This window comes from Massilia hydrophila (genome assembly GCF_020208145.1).
Lineage (GTDB): Bacteria > Pseudomonadota > Gammaproteobacteria > Burkholderiales > Burkholderiaceae_D > Telluria > Telluria hydrophila.
The window spans coordinates 1,130,936-1,155,243 of the sequence record NZ_JAHYBX010000001.1 but is presented as its reverse complement, the minus strand read 5'-3'; the positions used below and the strand labels follow the sequence as shown (position 1 = coordinate 1,155,243).

Genomic DNA, 24,308 nt, shown 5'->3' with positions numbered 1-24,308 from the left:
GTGGGTTGCTCAAGGGGCAAAGGATACCCGGTTTGGAGGCCGCGCGGAAGGCTTGACGCTCGGCCGTAGCCCTTTGACAAGGCACGGATGGCACCCTCCTCCCGCGCCCATCAGGACGGCCTCGACTCCAGCTGGCGATCGTGGGCGCGCATGCCGAATTCGCCGCTGAAGGCGCGCTCGACCCGCGCTAGCTGGGCGCGCAGGCGCGCCCCCAGTGCGCGCGCCTGGGCCGCCCGGCCGGCCCCGGCCTGGGCCTCCAGTTCGCCGCACAGGTCGGCGAAGCCGGCGGCGCCCACGGTACGCGCCGCCGACCGCACGCGGTGCGCCACCGCCCCGGCGGCGTCCAGTTCGCCCGCCGCCAGCGCGGTATCGATCTCGTCCAGCGCCGCGCGTGCGCTGGCCACGAACAGGAAGGCGTACTTGCGCATGCGCGCGCGGTCGCCGCCGAAGCTGGCGGCCAGCGCCGCCAGGTCGACCGCGGCGGCGCCCCCGGCGCCGGGATGCTGCGCGCAGGACGCCAGGTCCGGCGCCGGCGCTTCGCTGCGGCCGAGGCAGCGCGCGATGGTGGCCGCCAGCAGTTCCGGCACCACCGGCTTGGTCAGGAATTCGTCCATGCCGGCCTCCAGGCAGCGCGCGCGGTCTTCCAGGCCGGCGTTGGCGGTCATCGCGATCACGAGCAGGCCGCGCAGGCGCGGGTCCTGGCGGATGCGGCGGGTCGCTTCCAGTCCATCCATGACCGGCATCTGCACGTCCATCAGGACACAGTCGGGGCGCCGCACCATCGCATCGAGCAGCGCCAGCGCCTCCGCCCCGTTGCCGGCCACCTCCACCGTGGCGCCGGCCTGGGCCAGCAGCTCGCGCGCGACCTGCTGGTTGAAGGGATTGTCCTCGGCCAGCAGGATGCTGCAGCCATCCAGGCGCGCCGGCTGCCCGGACGGGGCCGGGGCCGCGCCCAGCCCGGCGCCGACGCCATCCTCGAGCGCCAGGCGCGCCGTGAACCAGAAGGTACTGCCCTGGCCCGGGATGCTGTCGACCCCGACCTCGCCGTGCATCAGTTCCGCCAGCTGCTTGCTGATGACCAGGCCCAGGCCGGTGCCGCCGTGGCGCCGCGTGGCGGAAGGATCGGCCTGGTGGAAGGGGGTGAACAGCCCGGCCAGTTGCCCCGGTGCGATGCCGATGCCATGGTCCTGCACCTCGAAGCGCACCAGCAGCTCGGGACCGAAGGCGTGTTCCAGACGGGCGCGCAGGCAGATCCTGCCCTGCTCGGAAAACTTGACGGCGTTGCCGGCGAAGTTGAGCAGCACCTGTTCCAGCCGCAGCGGATCGCCGCGCAGGGGACGCGCCAGCGCCGGCGCGATGTCGATGTCGAAGCCCAGCCCCTTGGCCGCGGCGGCCTGGCCCAGCTGCAGCTCGACGTTGCGCATGACCGCTTCCAGCAGGAAGACGCGGGTGGCCAGTTCCAGCTTGCCGGCTTCGATCTTGGAGAAGTCGAGGATGTCGTTGATGATGCCCAGCAGGTGCTGGCCCGAATGGTAGATCTTCTCCAGGTAGGCACGCAGGCGCGGCTCGGGTCCGGCCTGCAGCGCCAGGTGGGTCATGCCGATGATGCTGTTCATCGGCGTGCGGATCTCGTGGCTCATGTTGGACAGGAAGCCGCTCTTGGCCTGGCTGGCGGCATCGGCGCGGGCGCGCAGTTCGTGCAGCGCGGTGACGTCGGTCGAGATGCACAGCACGGCCGGCAGCTCGCCTTCCGGGAACAGGGGTACGCGCACGCTCCACATCTGGCGCACGCTGCCGTCGGGCAGGGGCAGCTCGACCTGGCACACGTGGCGTTCCCTGCTCTCCAGCGCGGCGCTGTCGCGCGCCCAGGTGGCCTCGGCCATGTCGGGCGACACGTCGATGTCGCGGCGGCCGACGATCTGCGCCGCCGGCAGGCCGATCATGGCCGCGCTCTTCGCGTTCAGGTAGCGGAAGCGGCGCGTGCTGTCCTTCAGGTAGACATGGGCGTCAAGGTTGTCCAGCACCGTGACCAGCAGCATGCGCTGGTCGAGTGCCATGCGGCGCGAACGCACCAGGTTGAAGAACAGCGCGAAGCCGAGCAGCGAGACCCCGAATCCGGAGCCGAAGGCGAGCAGCGGCAGGTAGCGGTCGGCGCCGACCGCCATCGCGGCGCGCTCGGCCGAGAAATGCGCTTTCCAGCGGGTGCCGGCGTAGTCGATCGGCAGCAGGGTGCTGAAACGCCCGCCCGGACTGGACTGGCCGCGTACGTCGGGGCCGACTAGCAGGCGGTCGCGCGCATCGAGCTGCAGGGGCTCCTGCGCGCCGGGTCGCCCTGGCGCGGTTTCGCTGTACAGGCTGAGCGCGACCGGCTGGCGTTCCTGCGGACCGAGAGCCTGGCGCACCAGTGCGTCGACCGAGAAGGCGATGCCGATGCTGCCCATGTAGCGCGCACGCCGCTCTTCCAGCGTGGCCGGCGCCGCGCCGCCGCGGTACAGGGGCTCGCGCATCCCGAGCGCCGTATGCGGGGTGGGATGGGCGAGCCGCACCGGATTGCCGGACGCGCCCAGGCTCGCCTCGTCGCGCGCGCGCTCCAGCACCGCCGCGATCTGGGGCTGGGCCGCGATGTCGAAGCCCACGCGGTCGTTGGGCTGCTGGCCCGGTTCGACCCAGGTGATCACGGCGTACCACGGGCGGCGTCCGGCCGGGCGGATGTCGAACTGCGGATAGCCTGCCGGGTCCACGCTGCGGTCCTGGCGCACGCTGGCGATGAAGGCGTCGCGCTCGGCGTCCGGGACATAGGCGATATACGACACAGCCTCGATCGCCGGGAACTGCGCCGGCAGGTCGAGCGCCTGTACATAGCGGTGCAGGCGCAGGCGCGTCAGCGGTCCCTCGCCGGCCACGTGCAGCGCCACCATGCCGCGCACCACGCGGGTATAGGAGACGATCGCGTTCGATACCCGCTCCTGCGCCAGCCGCGCCACCGTCTCGAAGCGGCGCCGCGCGTCTTCCTCGACCAGGCCGGTGGCGACGCGGTGGCACAGTCCCCCGACCGCCAGCGCGAGCGCGATCCCCGCTACCCAGGGCGCGGCGCCGCCCTGCTGGCGGCTGGCGGCGGCATCCCTGGACGGGCGCGCGATCGTCGAAGAATCCATGGAACTCCAAAAGTGGGATAGGGCCTGCTCGAAGCGCCTAGTATAGGCATTCGCAGGACCAACTTAATCACCGATCCTCACCACCGGGCGGGCACGGATCAGCGGCGCTGCTCCTCGGTGCTGAGCAGGCCCAGGCCGAGCGCCATGACGACGGCCTGCTGGCGCGTGTTGACACCGAATTTCTGGCGCACGTTCGCCAGGTGGAAGTTGATGGTGGCTTCGGAACAGGCCGTGATGCGCGCGATTTCCCAGGACGACTTGCCGAGCATGACCCAGCGCAGCACCTCCAGCTCGCGCCGGGTCAGGCGCGGCAGGCCCGGCTCCAGCGCGCCTTCATGGAAGCGCGCGGCCGACGCGAAGGCATAGTCGCGGATCAGCGCCAGCACTGGCAGGGCTGCCGCCATCCGGTGCGCGCAGGCAGCGTCCGGCGCGTGTTCGCTGGCAAAGCTGACCAGGCCCAGTTCGCCCTGCGGGCCGTGGACCGGCAGGGTCACGCCGCTGCGCAGGCCATGCGCGCAGGCTTCCTCGTACATGGCCCCGGCCAGCGCCTCCTCGAAGGTCGCGCGCGACCACACTAGCGGCAAGGTGCTCTTCAGGCAGTGCGCCACGGTCGGGTCGATGTGGACGAAGCCGGCGTCACTGTAGCGCGCGCGCCAGGCGGCGGGGTAGTTGGTACGCACGAAGGCCGTGCTGAAACGCGTCTGGCGCGATGGCAGCAGGCCGAACAGGACGTAGGGAAAACCCTGGTCATTCGCCAGCGCGACCAGCTGCGCGGTCCAGGTCTGTTCGTCGCCCGCTTCTAGCAGGCCCATCAGTAAAGCGTTGTCTATCATGGACGGCGACCCGAAGTATCTGTGCCCATGCTAAGGGAGATCTCGCGGGAACGACGCGTCCGGCTGCACATTTTTCTTGCAACAAGCTTGCCATGCGAACATTTGTCGTATCTATACAACAACATCTTGCAAGCGTGCGCCTCGCTGTCCACCAATACGCTACGCTCCGCCGGATTGCCAGTCGGAATTTGCTGATTTGCAATATTTTTGCGCGTCGCATGCCTGAGGCCAGCGCACAAAGTAATATCTTGCGTGCAAACCGGCTGGGCCGGACCACCCACTCACCAACACCTGGACCGAGAAGGACGAAGTCGATGAACCACATGACCGACATGGGCGAACAGCTGGACGTGAAGCTGTTGCTGACAACCTTGATGGCGCTGAAGAAGGGCGACTTCTCGGTGCGCATGCCGTCCGACTGGACCGGCGTGTCCGGCAAGATCGCCGATACCCTGAACGACATCATCGAGACCAAGCAGAAGGTGGTGGAGACGGTCACGGACGTCTCGCGCGTGGTCGGCCGCGAAGGCCACCTGACCCAGCGCGCCGACCTGCCGGGCGTGGTGGGCGGCTGGGCCACCATCATCAGTTCGGTCAATACCCTGATCGACGACCTGGTGCGCCCGACCACCGAGATGGCACGCGTCATCGGCGCCGTGGCGAAGGGCGACCTGTCGCAGACGATGGCGCTGGAAGTGGACGGGCACCCGCTCAAGGGCCAGTACCTGCGCGCGGCCATGACCGCGAACACCATGGTGGAACAGCTGTCCTCGTTCTCTTCCGAGGTGACGCGCGTGGCGCGCGAGGTGGGTACCGAGGGTAAACTCGGCGGCCAGGCGCAGGTGAAAGGCGTGGCGGGCACCTGGAAGGACCTGACCGACTCGGTGAACTCGATGGCGGGCAACCTGACGTCGCAGGTGCGTAACATCGCGGAGGTGACCACCGCGGTGGCGAACGGCGACCTGTCCAAGAAGATCACGGTGGACGTGCGCGGCGAGATCCTGCAGCTGAAGGACACCATCAACGTCATGGTCGACCAGCTGCGCTCCTTCGCCTCCGAAGTGACGCGGGTGGCGCGCGAGGTGGGTACCGAAGGTAAGCTCGGCGGCCAGGCCTACGTGCCGGGCGTCGGCGGCACCTGGAAGGACCTGACCGACAACGTGAACTTCATGGCCTCGAACCTGACGGGCCAGGTGCGTAACATCGCGGCGGTGACGACCGCGGTGGCGAACGGCGACTTGTCGAAAAAGATTACCGTGGACGTGAAGGGCGAGATTCTCGAACTGAAGAACACCATTAACGTCATGGTGGACCAGCTGTCCTCCTTCGCATCCGAGGTGACCCGCGTGGCGCGTGAGGTGGGTACCGAGGGCAAGCTGGGCGGCCAGGCGCAGGTGAAGGGCGTCGGCGGCACCTGGAAGGACTTGACCGACTCGGTGAACTCGATGGCGGGTAACCTGACCGGCCAGGTGCGTAACATCGCGGACGTGACGACCGCGGTGGCGAACGGCGACCTGTCCAAGAAGATCACGGTGGACGTGAAGGGCGAGATTCTCGAGCTGAAGAACACCATCAACGTGATGGTCGACCAGCTGAACTCCTTCGCATCCGAGGTGACGCGCGTGGCGCGCGAGGTGGGTACCGAAGGCCGCCTGGGCGGCCAGGCCAACGTGCCGGGTGTGGCCGGTACCTGGAAAGACTTGACCGACAACGTGAACTTCATGGCGGGTAACCTGACCGGCCAGGTGCGTAACATCGCGGAGGTGACCACCGCGGTGGCGAACGGCGACCTGTCCAAGAAGATCACGGTGGACGTGAAAGGCGAGATCCTCGAACTGAAGAACACGATCAACGTCATGGTGGACCAGCTGTCCTCGTTCGCATCCGAGGTGACCCGCGTGGCGCGTGAAGTGGGTACCGAAGGCAAGCTCGGCGGCCAGGCCTACGTGCCGGGCGTGGGCGGCACCTGGAAGGACTTGACCGACAACGTGAACTTCATGGCCTCGAACCTGACCGGCCAGGTGCGTAACATCGCGGCGGTGACGACCGCGGTGGCGCGTGGTGACCTGTCCAAGAAGATTACCGTGGACGTGAAGGGCGAGATTCTCGAACTGAAAGACACCATCAACGTGATGGTGGACCAGCTGTCCTCGTTCGCCTCCGAGGTGACCCGCGTCGCACGTGAAGTGGGTACCGAGGGCAAGCTGGGCGGCCAGGCGAACGTGTCCGGCGTGGCGGGTACCTGGAAGGACTTGACCGAGAACGTCAACCAGCTGGCCGCGAACCTGACCAACCAGATGCGCGCGATCGGCGAAGTGGCGACCGCGGTGACCCGCGGCGACCTGTCGCGTTCGATCCAGGTGGAAGCGCGCGGCGAAGTGTCCTACCTGAAGGACAACATCAACGAGATGATCCGCAACCTGAAGGAGACGACGCAGAAGAACGCGCAGCAGGACTGGCTCAAGACCAACCTGGCGCGCTTCACCCGCCTGCTGCAGGGCCAGCGCGACCTGCAGGCGGTGACCAAGCTGATCCTGTCGGAGCTGGCCCCGCTGGTCTCGGCCCACCACGGCGTGTTCTACATGATGGATTCGCAGGAAAGCGACGCGCGCCTGCGCATGATCGCCTCCTACGGCTACCGTTCCAGCCGCAAGCTGCCGACTTCCTTCCTGCCGGGCGAAGGCCTGGTGGGCCAGTGCGCGCTGGAGAAGACCCGCATCTGGCTGACCGACGTGCCGCGCGACTACATCGTGGTGTCCTCGGGCCTGGGCTCGGCGCCGCCGAACAACATCGTGGTGCTGCCGATCCTGTTCGAACAGCAGGTCAAGGCGGTGATCGAAATTGCTTCGCTCGATCGCTTCACGGAAACCCACCTGTCCTTCCTCGACCAGCTGATGGAATCGATCGGCGTAGTCCTGAACACGATCGAGGCGAACAGCCGTACCGAGTCGCTGCTGACCCAGTCGCAGTCGCTGGCCCAGGAACTGCAGCAGACCAACCAGGAACTGGCGGAAAAGGCGCGCCTGCTGTCCGAGCAGAACATCGAGGTGGAACGCAAGAACCGCGAGGTGGAACAGGCCAAGCTGGCGCTGGAGGAAAAGGCGACCCAGCTGGCGCTGTCCTCGAAGTACAAGTCCGAGTTCCTGGCGAATATGTCGCACGAACTGAGGACGCCACTGAACTCGCTGCTGATCCTGGCGCAGCAACTGTCCGACAACCCCGAGGGCAACCTGTCGGCGCGCCAGGTGGAATTCGCCAAGACCATCCACGGCTCCGGTTCCGACCTCCTGACCCTGATTAACGACATCCTCGACCTCTCGAAGATCGAGTCCGGCACCGTCACCCTGGACGTATCGGAATACCGCTTCTCGAACCTGCGCAACTACGTGGACCGCACCTTCCGCCACATGGCCGAGGCCAAGCACCTCGGCTTCCAGGTGGACCTGGCCGACAACCTGCCGACCGCGGTGATGACGGACACGACGCGCCTGCAGCAGGTGCTGAAGAACCTGCTGTCGAACGCCTTCAAGTTCACCAGCCACGGCCAGGTCGCGCTCACCATCTCGCTGGTCGACAGCGGCTGGACCGCCGACCACCCGAACCTGGTGCATGCCGACGCGGTGCTGGCCTTCTCGGTGCGCGACACCGGGGTGGGCATCCCGTCCGACAAGCTGCAGCTGATCTTCGAAGCCTTCCAGCAGGCCGACGGCTCCACCGCGCGCAAGTACGGCGGCACCGGCCTGGGCCTGTCGATCTCGCGCGAACTGGCGCGCCTGCTGGGCGGCGAGATCCGCGTCGAGTCCACGGTCAACGTCGGCTCGACCTTCACCCTGTACCTGCCGTACAACCGCGCCGGCTTCATCAACTACGAGCAGACCCGCCAGCCGCAGCCTGCCCGCCTGGCGCCGCCGCCGGCGCCGGCCACCACGGTGTCCTACCAGCCGGTGGCCGAGTCGCGCAGCGAGACGGCGGGCGCCGACGCGCTGCGCGAGGGGGGCGACAACGTGGCCCTGGCCGAATACTCGTCGGTGCTGGACGACCGCGGACTGGTGACCCCGGGCGACCCCTCGGTGCTGATCGTGGAGGACGACGAACGCTTCGCCAAGGCGCTGCTCGACTTCGCCCGCGAAAGGAATTTCAAGGGCATCGTCACCCAGCGCGGCGACTCGGCGCTGTCGCTGGCGCGCGACTACCTGCCCTCGGCGATCCTGCTCGACATCGACCTGCCCGACATCGACGGCTTCACGGTGCTCGACCGCCTCAAGCGCGACCCGAACACGCGCCACATCCCGGTGCACGTGATGTCGCAGCAAGCGGAGCGCGAGCGCGCCCTGCGCCAGGGAGCGATCTCCTACATCAACAAGCCGGTCGGACGCGAGGCGCTGCAGGAGGAATTCAAGCGCATCCAGAAATTCCTGATGGGCGGCAAGCGCTCGCTGCTGGTGGTCGAGGACGACATGGCCCAGCGCGAGTCGATCGTGGCCCTGATCGGCAATGCCGACATCCACATGGTAACGGTCGACACCGGCGCCGCTGCCATGGAGGCGCTGGAAAGCGCCCACTTCGACTGCATGGTGCTGGACCTTACCCTGCCCGACGTCTCCGGCTTCGACCTGCTGGACCGCATCGGCGCCAACGAGCGCCTGCGCGACCTGCCGGTGGTGATCTACACCGCCAAGGAGCTGTCGCGCAAGGAAGTCACCAAGCTCAAGCGCTACGCCAAGACCATCGTCATGAAGGATGCCCGTTCGCCGGAGCGCCTGCTGGACGAGACCGCGCTGTTCCTGCACCGCTCCCAGGCCAGCCTGCCGGAACAGCAGCGCCGCATGCTGGAGGAGATCCACGCCCTGGACGGCGGCCTGGCCGGGCGCAAGGTCCTGATCGTCGACGACGACCTGCGCAACATCTTCGCCCTGTCCACGCTGCTGGAGCGCCAGCAGATGCAGGTGCTGTTCGCCGAAAACGGCCGCGACGGCATCGAAGTGCTGGAGAAGGACCCGAGCATCGAGATCGTCCTGATGGACATCATGATGCCGGAGATGGACGGTTACGACACCATGCGGGCGATCCGCCGCATTCCGAAGTTCCGCTCGCTGCCGATCATCACCCTGACCGCCAAGGCGATGAAGGGCGACCGCGACAAGTGCATCGCGGCCGGCGCCTCGGACTACATCACCAAGCCGGTCGATGTGGCGCAGCTGCTGTCGATGATGCGGGTCTGGCTGCACTGATGGCTGCGCTGATGGCGAACGCGGTGGGCGCCGTGAAGGACAGCCTGCCGGACGACTGGTCCGCCAGGACGGCCACCGAGGAGCTCGAAACCGAGCTGCTGCTGGAGGCCTTGTACCAGCGCTTCGGCACCGATTACCGCGGCTATGCGCGCCGGCGCCTGCGCGTACGGCTGCAGGGCCTGTTGCGGGCAAGCGGGCTGGCGACCCTGTCCGGCCTGCAGGAACGCGTGCTGCACCAGCCGGGCGCCGCCCAGGCCTTGCTGCGCGCGCTGGCGCCGCCGCCAGCCGGGCTGTTCGCACTGCCCGAGGAGTCGCGCCGCCTGCGCACGGCGCTGGGCGCCAGCCTGCGCCCGACTGCATTGCCCAAGGTCTGGCTGGCCGAGCCGGCCGGCGTGGCCGATGCGTGGACCCTGGCGATCGTGCTGGCCGAGGAAAAGCTGTATGGTCGCACCGAGGTCTTTGCCACCGTCGCCTGCGAGGAGCAACTGGCCGAAGCGCGCGACGCGGCGTTGCCGGTGGCGCAGTTGGCGGCGGCCCAGCCCCTGTACGCGGCCAGCGGCGGCGACGGACGACTGGCCGATTACTTCGAGGTGTCGGATGGCAGGGCGCGCTTGCTGCCGCGCCTGCGCGAGCGCATCACCTGGGCCCAGTACAGCCTGGTGACCGATGCGTCCTTCAACGAGTTCCACGGCATCGTCTGCCGCCATGCCCTGCCCGACTTCGGACCGCTGCTGCGCCAGCGCGTGCTGCGCCTGTTCCGTGACAGCCTGGCGCCGTTCGGGGTGCTGGGGGTCGACCATGCGCTGGCGGCGACGGATGCGGGGGCGGAGGATTACCAGCCCCTGTTCGCGGATGGCGGCTGGTACAAGCGCGTGCGCTGAGGTCCAGGGGGGCCGGACGCATTGCCGCAAGCTGCCAGGCTGGGCGCCCAGCTTAGGGGTTGTGCGCCGCGACGCGGTTGCGCCAGGCCTGCAGGTGCGCCATCCCCTCCTCCCCGGGCCGGAATTTCAGCAGGCCGCGCGCGAATTCCAGCGCGCAGAAGGCCGTGATGTCGGCGATCGTGAAGCGCGCTCCCGCCACCCATGGCTGCCTGGCCAGTTCGCCGTCGAGCCAGCGCGCCGTGGCGCGCATCCTGCTGCCCTGGACCGCGCCAAAGTCGGGGAACTGCGGCTGCTCCAGCACCGCCAGGCCGGGATGGGTATGGCGCACGCACAGCGCGATCTCCAGCATCAGGTGCAGCTCCATGCGGCGGTCGGCCATTTCGATGAAGGCGCGCTCGGTCGCGTCCACGCCCATCAGGTTCGGTTCAGGGTACAGGCCCTCGAAGTAGGTGCAGATCGCGCGCGTCTCGCTGAGCGCGCGGCCATCGTCGAGCACCAGCACCGGCACCCGCGCCAGCGGGTTCAGGGCCAGGAACTCGGCGCTGCGGTGGCCGCCGGCGTTCAGGTCGACCTCGACCTGCTCGATACCGTCGATGCCTTTGGCGGACAGGAACATGGCGACACGGCGCGGATTCGGCGCGCGGGAACTCGTATATAGGCGCATCAGGGCTTCCATGCTTGGCTTGGGCACCCATCATAGCGCGATCAGGCCGGCACCGCTCCTTCCACCCTGGCCAGCTCGGTGGCGATCCAGTCGCGCACGGCTGCCGCGCCCTCCGCCCCCATGTGCAGGCCGAGCTTGCTGCGCCGCCACAGTACGTCCTCGGCGCAGCGGGCCCACTCGTGCCGCAGCAGGTAGCGCAGCTCGGCGGCATGCAGGCCGGGCGCGACTTCCGGCCCCAGATCGGCCAGGCAGGCGGCGCCCGACAGCAGGGTCGCGACCCGGCTGCCATAGGCGCGCGCCCAGCGCAGCGCCAGCGGCGCCGGCAGCCAGGGGTGGCGGCCTTGCAGCGCGGCCACCCAGCGTCCGAACTCGCGCACGGCGCGGCTGTCGGGCGCCGGGCCGAACAGGTCGCCGCCGGGCAGTACGGCGTGCGCGGTCCAGGCCCCGCGCGCCGCGCCGAGCCTGCTACCGATCCAGTCCGCGGCCTGTTCGGACAGCAGGCGGTAGGTGGTGATCTTGCCGCCGAAGACGGACAGCAGCGGTGCGCCGCGGGTATCGCGCGCGAGCAGGTAGTCGCGGGTGGCGGCGCTGGCGCTGGCCGCCTCGTCCTCGAGCAGCGGGCGCACCCCGGCATAGCTCCATATCACGTCCGCGGGGCCGACCTGGCGCCGGAAATAGCGGTTGGCGAGCTCGCACAGGTAGGCCGTCTCGGTGGCCGTGATGGCGGCCCGGCCGGGGTCGCCCCCGTACTCGACGTCGGTGGTGCCGACCAGCGTGTAGGCGCCCTCGAAGGGCATGGCGAACACGACCCGTCCGTCCGGATGCTGGAACAGGTAGGCGTGATCGTGGTCGAACAGGCGGGGCAGCACGATGTGGCTGCCCTTCACCAGGCGCAGCCGCTGTGCGGAAGCGGCGCCGGTGGCGAGCTGCGCCAGCCTGGCCGCCCACGGTCCGGCGGCGTTGACCAGGCAGCGCGCGCGCAGCGTGCGGCCGCCCTCCGGGCCTTCGACGCGGGCGCTCCAGTGGCTGGCGCCACGGGACAGGGCCACGCAGCGGGTGTGGGTCAGGACCGTGGCGCCGCGCTCGTGCGCATCGAGCGCGTTCAGCAGCACCAGCCGGGCATCGTCCACCCAGCCGTCCGCATACACGAAGGCGCGCGCATAGGCGGGCTTGAGCGGTGCGCCGGCGGGGTGCCCGGCCAGGACGATCGCGCGCGAGGCGGGCAGGAAGGCGCGCCGGGCCAGGCGGTCGTACAGGAACAGGCCGGCGCGGACCAGCCAGGCCGGGCGCCGCGCCGGGTCGTGCGGCATCACGAAGCGCAGCGGGCGCATGATGTGGGGCGCGCTGCACAGCAGCACTTCACGCTCGGCCAGGGCCTTGCGCACCAGGCCGAACTCGCCGTGCTCGAGGTAGCGCAGGCCGCCGTGCACCAGCTTGCTCGATGCGGACGAGGTATGCGCACCCAGGTCGTCCTGTTCGCACAGCACGACGCGCAGGCCACGCCCCGCGGCGTCGCGCGCGATCCCCGCGCCATTGATGCCTCCACCTACCACCAGCACGTCGCAGTCGAGTGGCGCGTCAGCTGCCTCGTTCATGCTGCCTCCTGTCCATGGTCCGGGTCTCGCCGTTGGGCTTCCCTTGGCCGCCCTTTGCCGCCTTTGACGCCAAGCCGGCCTAGTGTAGGGAGCGCACGGCGCATCCGCTTCGGCTGTATCAATTATGCGGAGAATGGCGGGGGCCGTGTGTAGAATCGCCACATGCACAACTCATCCTGCGCCGACGTGCGCGCCTGGGTCCGCATGCCTTCCGGCAAGCGCCTTGACCTGCTGAATCCGACTCCCTTCGACTGGGACGACGCCGACCTGGCACTCGGCCTGGCCCGCACCTACCGCTGGGGCGGGCACTCGGCCTGGCCGCTGCCGCTGTCGGTGGCCCAGCACTCGCTCAGCGTCATGCTGCTGCGCCGCGCGCTGGTGCCCGCACCCGGCCCCTTGCAGGACCTGCGCGAACTGCTGCACGATGCCGAGGAAGGCCTGCTTGGCTTCGACGCCATTTCGGTGATCAAGCCTTTCCTGGGCGATGGCTTCCGCGCGCTCACCCAACGCCTGGAGCAGATGGTTTTCCTGCGTTATGGTTTGCCGGCCTGGACCGAGAAGGAACACCGCCTGCACAAGCAGGCCGACCGCCTGGCCGCCGCCAGCGAAGCCGTGCACGTGACCGGCTGGACACGCGAAGAAGTGCAGCGCACGCTCAAGATCCGGGCCACGGTGCTGGACCAGGATCCGCTCGCGGCGCAGTTCGGCTGCACGCCATGGGAACCATGGCCGCCCGGGGTGGCGGCGGATCGCTTCCTGGCCGAACTGGAACGTTTGAAACAGGCCGTGGAGTCGTAGCATGGCCGCCAAGAAACTCTCCCATACCACAAGCCCTTGATTTTATTCAGAATTTTTTACTATCCACAAGAACTGTGGATAAAGATGTGGAAAAGCACTACTTGACAAGCCGCAAGTCCAGTACGGATGCGGGTTTCAATAAATTGCCTGTTCTGAAGGCAATGACATATGGACCAAAAATCAATGACTTAGCGATGCACGATCCCTGTGCATGTTGCCAATTTCATACATCCGCGACTCCAGCAGCGGTCACGGGGATAAGCCGCCAACACGCGCCCATCTGCCCTCATTTCCAGGCATTCCGGGCACGCTCCCGAACCAGCACGCGCACGTTCTCCGGCACCGGCTTGCGCAGCTGCTGCTGCGCGGCATCGAGCCAGGCGCTTTCCTCGAAATGCTTCAGCATGGCCGGCGTGATGAAGCGCGTGCGGGCCGCGTACATGTGGCGGTCTCCAAGTTGGGCCTGCTGCTTGACGAAGAAGCGGTGCGGCACTACCAGTTCCAGGTGGTCCTTGGCACGCGTCATCGCCACGTAGAGCAGGCGCCGCTCTTCCTCGATCTCGTCCTGGCTGCCGGTACCCATGTCGGAGGGGATGCAGCCATCCACCACGTTCAACAGGTAGACCGCGCTCCACTCCTGCCCCTTGCTCGAATGGATGGTGGACAGGATCACATAGTCCTCGTCCAGCAGGGGCGGACCGGCGCGGTCGCTGGTCGCTTCCGGCGGGTCGAGTGTGATCTCGGCCAGGAAGCTTTCGCGCGTGCCGTGCCCCGCCGCCAGCTGGACCAGCTGCTCGAGGTCGGCGGCGCGCACGGCGGCATCGTCGTGCATGCGCTCCAGGTGCGGCTGGTACCACTGCTTCACCAGCTCGATGTCGGCCGGCCAGCGCAGTCCGGGCGTGCGCAGGCGGCGATACAGCGCGCCGAAGGCGGCCCAGTCGGCCGCGCTCCTGGCCGGCGCCCCGAAGGCCTCGACCGCCGCCGCCGCATCGGTGGCCTCGCCCACGGCGTCCAGCAGGCGCGTGGCACTGGCCGGCCCGATGCCGGGAATTAGCTGGACGGCGCGGAATCCCGCCATGCGTCCGCTCGGGTTCTGGGCGAAGCGCAGCACCGCCAGCACGTCCTTGATGTGGGCTGCCTCCAGGAACTTGAGTCCGCCAAACTTCACGAAGGGGATGTTGCGGCGCATGAGCTCGAGTTCCAGGGCAGCGCTGTGGCTGGCCGCGCGGAACAGCACCGCCTGCGCGCGCAGCGCGATGCCAGCCTCGCGCTGCGCGAGGATGCGCCGGCACACCCAGCGCGCCTGCTCGGCTTCGTCCGGAATCAGCACCAGGCAGGGCTTGATGCCGGACTCCCTGTCGGTCCACAGGTTCTTGGCGAAGCGCTCGCGGGCACCGGCGATCACCGCGTTCGAGGCGTCCAGGATCGGCTGCGTCGAGCGGTAGTTGCGCTCCAGCGTGACAAGCTCGGCCGGCTGGGTGAAACGCTTCGGGAAATCGAGGATGTTGCGCACCGTCGCGCCACGGAACGCGTAGATCGACTGGGCATCGTCGCCCACCGCCATCACTCCCGCCCCGTCCGGTTTCATGCCGGCGATGATGTCCGCCTGCAGCCGGTTGGTATCCTGGTATTCGTCCACCAGTACATGGTCGAACAGGGAGCCGAGCACCGGTCCCAGCGCCGGATCGGCCGCCATCTCGGCCCAGAACAGCAGCAGGTCGTCGTAGTCCAGCACGTTCTGCTCCTGCTTGGCGTCGACGTAGGCGCCGAACAGGGTCTTGAGCTGGGCTTCCCACTCGCGGCACCAGGGAAAGCTCGCCTGCAGCACAGCCGCCAGGCTGTCGCGGGTGTTGACCACCCGCGAGTAGATCGACAGGCAGGTCCCCTTCAGCGGAAAGCGCTTTTCCAGGCCCGACAGGCCGGTCTCGTGGCGCACCAGGCCCATCAGGTCTTCGGCATCACCGCGGTCGTGGATGGTGAAGGACGGGTCGAGGCCGATGCTGCCCGCGTATTCGCGCAGCAGGCGGGCACCGATCGCGTGGAAGGTGCCGGCCCAGGGCAGTGTCAGCTGGCCGTGGGCGCCGCCCCCGCCGAACAGGCGCTGCAGCACGCCGCTGGCGCGCTGCGACAGCTCTCCCGCCGCGCGCCGCGAAAAGGTGAGCAGCAGGATGCGCTGCGGGTCGGCACCGGACTGGATCAGGCGCGCGACGCGGTGCGCCAGGGTATTGGTCTTGCCTGAACCGGCACCCGCCACGACCAGCAGGGGCCGCACGCTGGCCGCGCCGATATCGTGTTCGACAGCGGCGCGCTGCCCCGCATTCAGGCTGGCGAACGGGTCGTCGCTGGGCGGGACGGCAATGGCATCGGGTACGGCGGGCATGGGAGAACGGGACCAGGGAGCGGTGAACTGGAAATGCCATACTGTACATTTATCCAGTAGGCTTGCGCAAGACCAAATCCTGCGTTTTGCAAGCCCGCGCACGATTGCGAAGTCCGTCTCCATGCTGACTTGCTGGCAATCATGTCATGAAGTACATGCACATGTCCGGCTAAGTACTTCATCCGTAAAAAGTTTTCCGGATATCCACAAAGTCTGTGAATAAGTATGTGGAAAAGCGGGGGCTTGACATGGCGCATGCGGCCATCCGTGCGGCTTTCAACAATTTGCCTATTGGGAAGGCAGCCTCGATAGCCTCATAAATCAAGGGCTTACGTGCGTCGCCGGTGAATTGTCGGCACGCGGGCACAAAATTATTTTTTGGAAATTTTTGTGCATAAACCGCGGCGGCTCGCAGGCCATCCAGCGCTGCGCCGCGCCGCGCCGGCGCCGCCTACAATGGCTGCGCACCCACCATTGCGAGGACTCCATGAGCATCCATCCCGACCCCGAACTGAACCCCGGCGACGAAGCGCAACCCGGCACCCCGGGTGCTGGCGAAGACGTTTGCGAAGACTGTGCCGGCAGCGGCAAGGTCGACGGCAAACCCTGCCCAAACTGCGGCGGCAGCGGCAAGGTCATGCGCGGCATCGGCGGCGGCTGAGGCAGGTCCATGCGTGGGCAGGAAGCCGGCCGGCCGGGTCCGGCCTCGCGCACCGACCTGTTCCTGTCCTTCACCCTGCTGGCCCTGCAGGGCTTCGGCGGCGTGCTGGCCGTCGTGCAGCGCGAGCTGGTCGAGCGCAAGCGCTGGCTGACGCCCGACGAATTCATCGAAGACTGGGCAGTGGCCCAGATCCTGCCGGTCCGAACGTCGTCAACCTGGCCATGATGCTCGGCGCCCGCTGGTTCGGGCTGGGCGGCGCCCTGAGCGCCATGGCCGGCCTGCTGGCGCTGCCGCTGGTGCTGGTGCTGGCCCTGGCTACCCTGCATGCGCGCCACGCGTCCGATCCGGCGCTGGCCAGCGCCCTGCGCGGCATGGCGGCGGTATCGAGCGGACTGATCGCCGCCGCCGGCTTCAGGCTGTGCGCGGCACTGGCCAGGAATCCGCTCCCCTTGCCGTGGTCGGCCGCCATCGCCGCCACCGTGTTCGTGCTGCTGGCCTGGCTGCGGCTGCCGCTGGCCTGGGTACTGTCCGCCTTGGGCGGACTCGGCTGCGTGCTGGCCTGGCGCCGCCTGCGGCCATGACAGCCGCGGCGTCCGCTCTTCGTTCCAGCCTGGTGCTCGGCTGGCACGACTGGCTGGCCCTGTTTTGCATTTCCTGATGCTGTCGATGCTTTCGTTTGGTGGCGCGATTTCCACCAGCGCCGACATGCAGCGCTACCTGGTCGCGGACCGGGCCTGGCTGAGCCAGGCACGGTTCAGCGATGCGATCGCGCTAGGACAGGCGGCGCCGGGACCGAACGTGCTGTTCGTGGCCCTGCTGGGCTGGCAGCTGGGCATGAACACGGGCAGCATCGGCGCCGCCCTGGCCGGCGTGGCGCTCACCATGCTCGGCATCCTGCTGCCCTCTTCCGTGTTGACCTACCTGGTGGCGCAGTGGGGCCACCGCAACCGGGAACTGCGCGCGGTGCGCGCCTTCCGGCTCGGCATGGCGCCGGTCGTGATCGGCATGCTGCTGGCCACCAGCTGGATGCTGGCCGGCACCGGACTCGAGCGCGCCTGGCCGTTCTGGCTGCTGGCGGCCCTGAGCTGCCTGGTGCTCTGGCGCACCCGCGTTCATCTGCTGTGGCTGCTTGGCGCCGGGGCCCTGCTGGGCGCGCTCGGCTTCGTGTGAGCAGACTGGCAAGGCGGCGCGCGGCAAGGCATACTTGCGGCATTCTCCACTTCTTGACGAGCCCATGCCCGAACTCCTCAACGAACACGCCTGTTTCGGCGGCGTGCAGCGCTTCTACCGCGCCGACTCGCAGGCGATCGGCCTGCCGATGCGTTTTTCGGTCTACCTGCCACCCGGTGCCGAAGGCAAGCGCCTGCCGGTGCTGTTCTACCTGGCCGGCCTGACCTGCACCGAAGAGACCTTCATGACCAAGGCCGGCGCGCAGCGGGTGGCGGCGCAGGAAGGCCTGATCCTGGTCGCCCCCGACACCAGCCCGCGCGGCGCCGGTGTGGCGGGCGAAACCGACAGCTGGGATTTCGGCGCCGGCGCCGGCTTCTATGTCGACGCCGTGCAGGAACCCTGGGCCCGCCATTACCGCATGTACAGCCACATCCTGGAATTGCGCGAACTGGTGCTGGCCATGCTGCCGGCCGATCCGGCCAGGGTCGGCATCTTCGGCCACTCGATGGGCGGCCACGGCGCGCTGATGATCGCCCTGCGCAACCCTGAGCTGTTCCGCTCGGTTTCGGCCTTCGCGCCGATTGCGGCGCCGATCCGCGCCCCCTGGGGCCAGAAGGCCTTCGGCGGCTATCTCGGCCCCGACCAGGCGGCCTGGCGCCAGTATGACGCCACCGAGCTGATGAACGACATGGCGGGCGCGCCCTTCCCCGGCGGCATCCTGATCGACCAGGGACAGGACGACAAGTTCCTTGCCGAACAGCTGTATCCGGAAGCCTTCGAACAGGCCTGCGCGCGCGCCGGCCAACCCCTGAGCCTGCGCCGCCATGCCGGCTACGACCACGGCTATTACTTCATTTCGACCTTTGTCGAAGACCACCTGCGTTTCCACCGCCGTCTCCTTGGATGAACCACATGAATGACCACATGAGCCAACTGCTCCGCAACTGCCTGCTCGGCCTCGCGCTGACCCTTTCCGCCACCGCCTGCAAGCGCAACGACGCGCCTCCGGCGGCCTCCACCTCCACGGCCGCCCCCGCCACGGCCCAGGCCGAAGGACCGGCGGTGGCCTTCCAGAAGATCGATGCCCAGGTCGGTACGGGCAAGGAAGCCGTGGCCGGCTCCACCGCCGTGGTGCACTACACGGGCTGGCTCTACGACCCGGCCGCGCCCGCCCAGCACGGGGCCGAGTTCGATTCCTCGCGCGGCCGTTCGCCGTTCAGCTTCCAGGTCGGCGGCGGCCAGGTCATTCCCGGCTGGGACGAAGGCGTGCAGGGCATGAAGGTGGGCGGCAAGCGCACCCTGATCCTGCCGCCCGCGATGGGCTACGGGGCCGGCGGCGCCGGCCCGATTCCGCCGAACGCCAACCTGATCTTCGACGTCGAACTGCTCGACGTGCGCTGAGTCCCGCACCTGCGCTCCGGGGCGCTTGAAAACCGCCCCTTCCTTGCCTATAAATGAACTGCCGGCACCCGCCGGCGATCCCGATGTTCATCCATGGAGGCCATCATGAATCTCGTCAGACGAAGCCATAGCGCGCTTCCGGCCTACCGTCCGGGCTCGGTCGAGGACCAGTTCGGACGCATGGTCGAGAGCATGTTCCAGGATTTCTTCGCGCCCGTCGCCGAAGGCGGAGCCTGGCCCGGGGATGGCGCCGCCACGCCGCGCCTCGACGTGCGCGAGACCGACAAGACCTATGAAATCCAGGCCGAGCTGCCCGGCGTCGACAAGGAAGACGTCAAGGTCTCGGTGGACGGCCAGCGCATCACCATCGAGGCGGAATGCCACGGGGCAAACGAACGCCGCGAGGGCGAGACCGTGGTGTATGCTGAACGCACCGCACGCAGGTTCATGCGCAGCTTCGCCCTGCCCACCGAAGTCGACGACGGTGCGGCGCAGGCGCGGCTCGAGAACGGCGTACTGCAGCTGAGCCTGCCCAAAAAGCAGGGCACTGAAGCACGCCGCCTGACCATCCAGTAGCAAGCGCTCGTCGCTTCCATGGTCCGCCTACCGCGTTGCGGCGCCCGCCGCCGCGCGGCGCGGACGTTTTGTCGTTGCATCACCGTTTGCAGAGTAGTCGCCACACCATGCTGGATACCGAAGGCTACAAGGACCGCGCCCATGCCGGCCGCCAGCTGGCGCGCCACCTGCGCCACTATGCCGGCCAGCCCGCACTGATCGTGCTGGCCCTGCCGCGCGGCGGCGTCCCGGTGGCGTTCCCGGTGGCCCGGGCGCTCGGTGCGGAACTCGACATCCTGCTGGTGCGCAAGCTGGGCTTGCCCGGGCATGAGGAATTCGCCATGGGCGCGATCGGCAGCGGCGGCGTGCGCGTGCTGCAGCCGGGCGTGCCGGGCCTGATGGGCGTCACCCAGGAACAGGTCGAGCGCGTGAGCGCGCGCGAGCTGGCCGAACTCGGCCGGCGCGAGCGCCTCTACCGCGGAGGGCGCCCGCCGCCGGTGCTGGCGGGGCGTTGCGTGATCCTGGTCGACGACGGCATCGCGACCGGGGCCAGCATGCTGGCGGCGGTCCAGGTGGTGCGGCGCCAGCAGGTGGCGCGGCTGGTGGTGGCGGCGCCGGTGGGCGCGCCCGACACGCTCGCGCGGCTCGCGCAGCGAGTCGACGAGCTGGTCTGTCCGCTCGCCCCGCCCCGCTTCCAGGCGGTCGGCCAGTATTACCGCGCCTTCGGGCAGACCGAGGACGAAGAAGTGCAGGACCTGCTGGCGCAGGCATGGGCAGCGCCCGCGGTCCGCCAGCCATACCAGGACAACAGAAAGGAGCAGACATGAAACCGATACCAACCGAGACCGGCACCGACGTGGGTTATGTGGGCAAGTGGATAGGCGCAGTCGCGGGCGGCGCGCTGATGATGTACCTGCTCGACCCCGAGCGCGGCGCCGCGCGCCGGGCGCGGGCCCTGTCGGCGCTGCGCAGCGCCGGGGCCCGTACCGGCGCCTCGGTCGACCATGTCCTGCACCAGGCCGGCGACCGCCTGGCCGACCTGAAGGACAGCGCCACGGACGCGCTGTCACGCAGCGCCGACCGGGCCCGCCACGACGCGCACGAGGCCGCCGAACGGGGTGCGGATGCCACCCGGCGCCTGCGCCAGGAAAGCGGCGCCAGTCACGCGGCGGCAAGCCACAACAGCTATGCGGCCAGTCCCGACTACGACAGGGGCAGCCGGGCAGGCGGCGGACTGGGCGCCTGGCTGCGCGGCCTGGGCGGGCAGCGCAGCCCCAGCCAGACCTACGGCCACGCGCATGCGCGCGATGGCGCCGCAGACTGGCACGGCGATGCCCCGCACCCGGCCCTGGTCGGCGGCGGGATGCTGGGCCTGCTTGGCCTGATGCGCCGCTCGCCCGCCGGCCTGCTGGTCGGCCTCGCGGCACTGGCCCTGCTGATGCAGGCCACGCGCAACCGGACCTACCGCGTCACCGACAACATCGGCCGCATGAAACCCACGGGCAGCACGCGCGCCACGGAGGGCATGCCCGCCATGCCCGTCACGACCGGCACGCCGTCGACCCCGCAGACGCAGCCGGAAGCGCAGCGGCACGGCGCCGCGCCGCCGGCCGCGCCGGACGATGCCGCCGGCGGGCGCTACCTGCACTGAGTCGACGCAAGCAGGAAGAGCGCCATGGCCATCCGCACCGACCGCGACAGCGCCATACTGCGGGCGGCGGCCCATCCGCTGACGGGCGCCGCGTCCGACTACGACCCGCTTCTCGACCTGGTGGGCGATGCCCGCTTCGTGCTGCTCGGCGAGGCCACCCACGGCAGCGCCGAGTTCTACGACGAGCGCGCCCGCATCACCCAGCGCCTGATCGAGGAAAAGGGTTTCACGGCGGTGGCCGTCGAGGCCGACTGGCCCGATGCCTGGCGCGTCAACCGCTACGTGCGCGGCGAAGGCACGGACCCGGACGCCCGCACCGCCCTGGCCGGCTTCGAGCGCTTCCCAGCCTGGATGTGGCGCAACACCTCGGTGCTGCGCTTCGTGGAATGGCTGCGCGCCCGCAACGACGCGGCGCCCGCGGCCAGCGCCGGCTTCTACGGCCTCGACCTGTACAGCCTGTTTACCTCGATCCAGGAAGTGCTGCGCTACCTGGAAGCGGTCGATCCGGCGGCGGCCCAGGAAACCCGGCGCCGCTACGCCTGCTTCGACCACTACGGCGAGGACAGCCAGCACTATGGCTATGCCACCGGCGTCGGCCTGTCCGAATCCTGCCAGCAGGGCGTGCAGGCCGCGCTCCAGGAACTGCAGCAGCGCGCCTTCGACTACATCCAGGCCGATGGCGCCTGCGCCGAGGACGCCTACTTCCACGCCCAGCAGAACGCGCGCCTGGTCCGCAACGCCGAAGAGTATTACCGCACCATGTTCCGCGGCCGCGTCTCGTCGTGGAACCTGCGCGACAGCCACATGGCCGAGACCCTCGATGCGCTCGCGCGCCACCTGTCGCGCGACGGCAAGCCGGCCCGGATCGTCGTGTGGGAGCACAACTCGCACATCGGCGACGCGCGCGCCACCGAGATCGGACGCCAGGGCGAATGGAACGTGGGCGAACTGGCGCGCAAGGCCTACGGCCAGGACGCCTGCCTGATCGGCTTTACCACCTACGACGGCCGGGTCACCGCCGCCTCGGAGTGGGACGGTCCGGCCCTGCACAAGCATGTGCGCCCGGGCATGCCCGGCAGCTATGAGCACCTGCTGCACGAGGTCGGCATCGCGCGTTTCTTCCTGCCCCTGCGCACGCCCGGAGCGGCGCGCGACCTGCTGATGGAAGAGCGGCTGGAGCGCGCCATCGGCGTGCTGTACCTGCCGCGCAGCGAGCGCCAGAGCCACTACTTCATGGCCCGGCTGCCGCAGCAGTTCGACGCCGTGATCCACATCGACCGCACCAGCGCGGTGACGCCGCTCGACGCCACCAGCGGCTGGCATTCGGGCGAGCCGCCCGAAACCTATCCGCAGGGCCTGTAGCCCGCTCAGCCTTCGAAAAAGACGTAGCCGTTGCGGCCCTGGCCCTTGGCCGCATACAGCGCGCTGTCGGCCGCGACCAGCAGCGCCTCCTGGGCCTGGCGCGGCTGCGACAATGCGACCCCGACGCTGGTCGAGACCCGCACCGGGCCGGCGCTGGTGATGAAGGGCACGCGCATGCCGTCCACGATCTTGGCGGCAATGCGCTCGGCCTCGGCGCGGCTGCCGATCTCCTCCAGGATCACGACGAACTCGTCGCCCGAGAGCCGGGCCGGGGTGTCGGTGGCGCGCACGCCTGCGCAGAGACGGTGCGCGAATTCCTTCAGCACCTCGTCGCCCACGCCATGCCCGTAAGTGTCGTTGATCTTCTTGAAGTGGTCGATGTCGAGGTAGGCCAGGGCCAGCGGCTTGCCGCTGCGGCGCGCCCGGTCGAGCGCATGGTGCAGGGTCTCGCCGAACATGCGGCGGTTGGCGATGCCGGTCAGGCTGTCGATCCGGGCCAGCTGCAGCAGCTGCTCCTCGACTTCCTTCACGTGGGTCATGTCGTGCACCAGCGAATACACGCCGGCCACACCGTCGCCGGGCTGGTGGTCGGGGATGTAGGTGGCCTGCAGGATGCGGTTCTCGCCGCGCAGCGCCAGGCTGACCTCGTGGGTCACGGCCTCGCCGCTGAAGGCCTGCGCGAGGTGTGGACCGATCTCGGCCGCGGCCTGGGCGCCCAGCAGCTCGGCAAGCGACATGCCCACCAGGGTGTCCGGCGTCACCCCGAACCATTTTTCGAAGGTCGCGTTGCCGAAGCGGAAACGCTGTTCAAGATCGATGTAGGAAATCAGCACCGGCAGGTTGTCGGTGATGGTGCGCAGCCGGCGCTCGCTGGCGGCGCGCTCGTACTCGGCGTGCTCGCGCTCGGCCATCAGGGCGTGGAAGGCGCGCGCCAGCTCGCCGATCTCGTCCTTGCCGCCGTCGCGCAGCACGTCGATGCCGGCGCCGTCGAGCCGGATCGCGGCCACGTTCTCGCGCAGGTCGTGCAGCGGTCCCAGCAGGCGGTACACGACCGCCCAGGCCAGCAGGCCGGCCGCCAGCGCCAGTGCGCCGGCGCTGAAGAAGGCGTTGCGCCGCATCGCCTCGAGCGGGGCGAAGGCTTCCGCGCTCGGATAGCGCGCCGCGAGGATCCAGCCAGTGGTGCGCAGGCGCTTGTAGGCATAGATCGCGTCGGAGCCATCCTTGCTGCGCGCTTCCAGCCAGCCTTCGAAGCCGGCCAGCGCACGCTCGGTGCCGAGGTTGATGCCGGGCCGTTGCCCTACATGCTGGAACAGGCGCGAGGCATCCGGATGGTCGATGAGAACGCCATCGGAAGTCATCAGGAACAGGTAGCCGGTCTTGCCGGGCTTCAGGGTGGAAACCTGGCGCAGGAAGCCGGAGCCGCGCAGGTCCACGCTGCCGGTCAGCACCGCGACCACCTTGCCCGCCTCGTCGGTCACCGGCGCGCTGATGACGACGATCAGGTTATTCGTCAGGCGGCTGCGGATCGGGCGCGAGATCACCCCCTTGCCCGTAGCCAGCGCGCGGTCGAAGTAGTCCCTGCCGCGCGCGTTCAGCGTTTTCAGGCCCGGCAGCGGCTGCAGCGACAGCTGCATTTCGCCGGCGCCGTCGAACACGACGATGTTCAGGTATTCGTCCGCCTCCCACAGGCGCGTCTGGCGCTCCAGGAAGGGCTGCAAGCCTGCCCAGTCGGTGCGCAGCGCGGCCGGAATGGCGCCGGCCAGTGCTTCCACCTGGGCGCGGCGGGCGGCCAGCCGGTCGTCCATGAACGAAGCCGCGCCCGACAGCAGCGTGTATTGCTGGCCGCCGATCACCGACTTCATGTCGCGTTCCGCGACCGACAGCGTGGACAGGGTCACCAGCAGGGTGGTCGCGAATACGAGCAAAGCTGCCACCGAGGCCAGCCGCAGCTTCAGACTCGCCGATGGCAGG

At 68.9% G+C, this 24,308-nt stretch carries 16 protein-coding genes and 2 pseudogenes; 12 read left to right on the top strand and 6 right to left on the bottom strand.

The window, feature by feature from the left end; all coding sequences use genetic code 11:
• Positions 1-110: 110 nt before the first annotated feature.
• Entirely contained in the window at positions 111-3,155 is a 3,045-nt protein-coding gene (locus LE190_RS05300; protein WP_225237700.1) for a CHASE domain-containing protein, read from the bottom strand.
• A 98-nt stretch (positions 3,156-3,253) separates the two neighbouring features.
• Positions 3,254-3,967 (bottom strand): helix-turn-helix transcriptional regulator, encoded by a 714-nt coding sequence (locus LE190_RS05295; RefSeq protein WP_225237699.1) that lies wholly within the window; start codon positions 3,965-3,967, stop codon positions 3,254-3,256.
• A 335-nt stretch (positions 3,968-4,302) separates the two neighbouring features.
• Here LE190_RS05295 and LE190_RS05290 point away from each other — a divergent pair, with 335 nt between their 5' ends.
• Together LE190_RS05290 and LE190_RS05285 are read left to right on the top strand one after the other, a co-directional pair.
• Positions 4,303-9,219 carry a hybrid sensor histidine kinase/response regulator gene (locus LE190_RS05290; protein WP_225237698.1) on the top strand — a complete coding sequence of 1,639 codons (4,917 nt, stop codon included), beginning with the start codon at positions 4,303-4,305 and terminating at the stop codon, positions 9,217-9,219.
• A complete protein-coding gene (locus tag LE190_RS05285) occupies positions 9,219-10,100 on the top strand; it encodes a CheR family methyltransferase (protein WP_225237697.1) in 882 nt (293 codons plus the stop codon). The genes LE190_RS05290 and LE190_RS05285 overlap by 1 nt, the downstream gene beginning before the upstream one ends.
• Positions 10,101-10,152: 52 nt before the next feature.
• Here LE190_RS05285 and LE190_RS05280 read toward each other — a convergent pair whose 3' ends face one another.
• Positions 10,153-10,764 (bottom strand): glutathione S-transferase family protein, encoded by a 612-nt coding sequence (locus LE190_RS05280; RefSeq protein ID WP_225238058.1) that lies wholly within the window; start codon positions 10,762-10,764, stop codon positions 10,153-10,155.
• Positions 10,765-10,805: 41 nt separating this feature from the next.
• Positions 10,806-12,359 (bottom strand): glycerol-3-phosphate dehydrogenase, encoded by a 1,554-nt coding sequence (gene glpD / locus LE190_RS05275; protein WP_225237696.1) that lies wholly within the window; start codon positions 12,357-12,359, stop codon positions 10,806-10,808.
• Positions 12,360-12,521: 162 nt separating this feature from the next.
• Between glpD and LE190_RS05270 the strand changes: the two genes are divergently transcribed.
• Positions 12,522-13,157: a phosphohydrolase gene (locus LE190_RS05270; RefSeq protein WP_225237695.1), complete on the top strand. Its 636-nt coding sequence runs from the start codon at positions 12,522-12,524 to the stop codon at positions 13,155-13,157.
• Between the two features lie 286 nt (positions 13,158-13,443).
• Here LE190_RS05270 and LE190_RS05265 read toward each other — a convergent pair whose 3' ends face one another.
• Entirely contained in the window at positions 13,444-15,537 is a 2,094-nt protein-coding gene (locus tag LE190_RS05265) for an ATP-dependent helicase (protein ID WP_225237694.1), read from the bottom strand.
• Positions 15,538-16,024: 487 nt separating this feature from the next.
• On the opposite strand from LE190_RS05265, the gene LE190_RS05260 reads away from it, so the two are divergent.
• The 9 genes and pseudogenes from LE190_RS05260 (at position 16,025) to LE190_RS05220 (ending at position 22,337) form a co-directional block, all read left to right on the top strand.
• Positions 16,025-16,198 (top strand): hypothetical protein, encoded by a 174-nt coding sequence (locus LE190_RS05260; RefSeq protein ID WP_225237693.1) that lies wholly within the window; start codon positions 16,025-16,027, stop codon positions 16,196-16,198.
• 9 nt (positions 16,199-16,207) lie between these two features.
• Positions 16,208-16,779, top strand: a pseudogene (locus LE190_RS05255) (chromate transporter).
• A pseudogene (locus LE190_RS05250) lies at positions 16,776-17,368 on the top strand (chromate transporter). The pseudogenes LE190_RS05255 and LE190_RS05250 overlap by 4 nt, the downstream one beginning before the upstream one ends.
• A gap of 64 nt (positions 17,369-17,432) precedes the next feature.
• Complete coding sequence (fghA, locus tag LE190_RS05245; RefSeq protein ID WP_225237692.1) at positions 17,433-18,275, top strand: S-formylglutathione hydrolase; 843 nt, start codon at positions 17,433-17,435, stop codon at positions 18,273-18,275.
• Between the two features lie 17 nt (positions 18,276-18,292).
• Positions 18,293-18,769 (top strand): FKBP-type peptidyl-prolyl cis-trans isomerase, encoded by a 477-nt coding sequence (locus tag LE190_RS05240; protein ID WP_225237691.1) that lies wholly within the window; start codon positions 18,293-18,295, stop codon positions 18,767-18,769.
• Between the two features lie 105 nt (positions 18,770-18,874).
• Positions 18,875-19,345 carry an Hsp20/alpha crystallin family protein gene (locus LE190_RS05235; RefSeq protein ID WP_225237690.1) on the top strand — a complete coding sequence of 157 codons (471 nt, stop codon included), beginning with the start codon at positions 18,875-18,877 and terminating at the stop codon, positions 19,343-19,345.
• A 107-nt stretch (positions 19,346-19,452) separates the two neighbouring features.
• On the top strand, positions 19,453-20,151 hold the full coding sequence (locus LE190_RS05230; protein WP_439847461.1) for a phosphoribosyltransferase: 699 nt from the start codon (positions 19,453-19,455) through the stop codon (positions 20,149-20,151).
• Entirely contained in the window at positions 20,148-20,975 is an 828-nt protein-coding gene (locus LE190_RS05225; RefSeq protein ID WP_225237689.1) for a hypothetical protein, read from the top strand. The genes LE190_RS05230 and LE190_RS05225 overlap by 4 nt, the downstream gene beginning before the upstream one ends.
• Positions 20,976-20,999: 24 nt before the next feature.
• On the top strand, positions 21,000-22,337 hold the full coding sequence (locus LE190_RS05220) for an erythromycin esterase family protein (RefSeq protein ID WP_225237688.1): 1,338 nt from the start codon (positions 21,000-21,002) through the stop codon (positions 22,335-22,337).
• 5 nt (positions 22,338-22,342) lie between these two features.
• Here LE190_RS05220 and LE190_RS05215 read toward each other — a convergent pair whose 3' ends face one another.
• Positions 22,343-24,271 carry a diguanylate cyclase domain-containing protein gene (locus LE190_RS05215; protein ID WP_225237687.1) on the bottom strand — a complete coding sequence of 643 codons (1,929 nt, stop codon included), beginning with the start codon at positions 24,269-24,271 and terminating at the stop codon, positions 22,343-22,345.
• Positions 24,272-24,308: the final 37 nt, after the last annotated feature.

Coding starts and splice junctions, on each gene's coding strand:
- LE190_RS05300 (WP_225237700.1), bottom strand. CDS start 3,155: ATGGATTCTTCGACGATCGCGCGCCCGTCCAGGGATGCCGCCGCCAGC.
- LE190_RS05295 (WP_225237699.1), bottom strand. CDS start 3,967: ATGGGCCTGCTAGAAGCGGGCGACGAACAGACCTGGACCGCGCAGCTG.
- LE190_RS05290 (WP_225237698.1), top strand. CDS start 4,303: ATGAACCACATGACCGACATGGGCGAACAGCTGGACGTGAAGCTGTTG.
- LE190_RS05285 (WP_225237697.1), top strand. CDS start 9,219: ATGGCTGCGCTGATGGCGAACGCGGTGGGCGCCGTGAAGGACAGCCTG.
- LE190_RS05280 (WP_225238058.1), bottom strand. CDS start 10,764: ATGCGCCTATATACGAGTTCCCGCGCGCCGAATCCGCGCCGTGTCGCC.
- glpD (WP_225237696.1), bottom strand. CDS start 12,359: ATGAACGAGGCAGCTGACGCGCCACTCGACTGCGACGTGCTGGTGGTA.
- LE190_RS05270 (WP_225237695.1), top strand. CDS start 12,522: ATGCACAACTCATCCTGCGCCGACGTGCGCGCCTGGGTCCGCATGCCT.
- LE190_RS05265 (WP_225237694.1), bottom strand. CDS start 15,537: ATGCCCGCCGTACCCGATGCCATTGCCGTCCCGCCCAGCGACGACCCG.
- LE190_RS05260 (WP_225237693.1), top strand. CDS start 16,025: ATGAGCATCCATCCCGACCCCGAACTGAACCCCGGCGACGAAGCGCAA.
- fghA (WP_225237692.1), top strand. CDS start 17,433: ATGCCCGAACTCCTCAACGAACACGCCTGTTTCGGCGGCGTGCAGCGC.
- LE190_RS05240 (WP_225237691.1), top strand. CDS start 18,293: ATGAGCCAACTGCTCCGCAACTGCCTGCTCGGCCTCGCGCTGACCCTT.
- LE190_RS05235 (WP_225237690.1), top strand. CDS start 18,875: ATGAATCTCGTCAGACGAAGCCATAGCGCGCTTCCGGCCTACCGTCCG.
- LE190_RS05230 (WP_439847461.1), top strand. CDS start 19,453: ATGCTGGATACCGAAGGCTACAAGGACCGCGCCCATGCCGGCCGCCAG.
- LE190_RS05225 (WP_225237689.1), top strand. CDS start 20,148: ATGAAACCGATACCAACCGAGACCGGCACCGACGTGGGTTATGTGGGC.
- LE190_RS05220 (WP_225237688.1), top strand. CDS start 21,000: ATGGCCATCCGCACCGACCGCGACAGCGCCATACTGCGGGCGGCGGCC.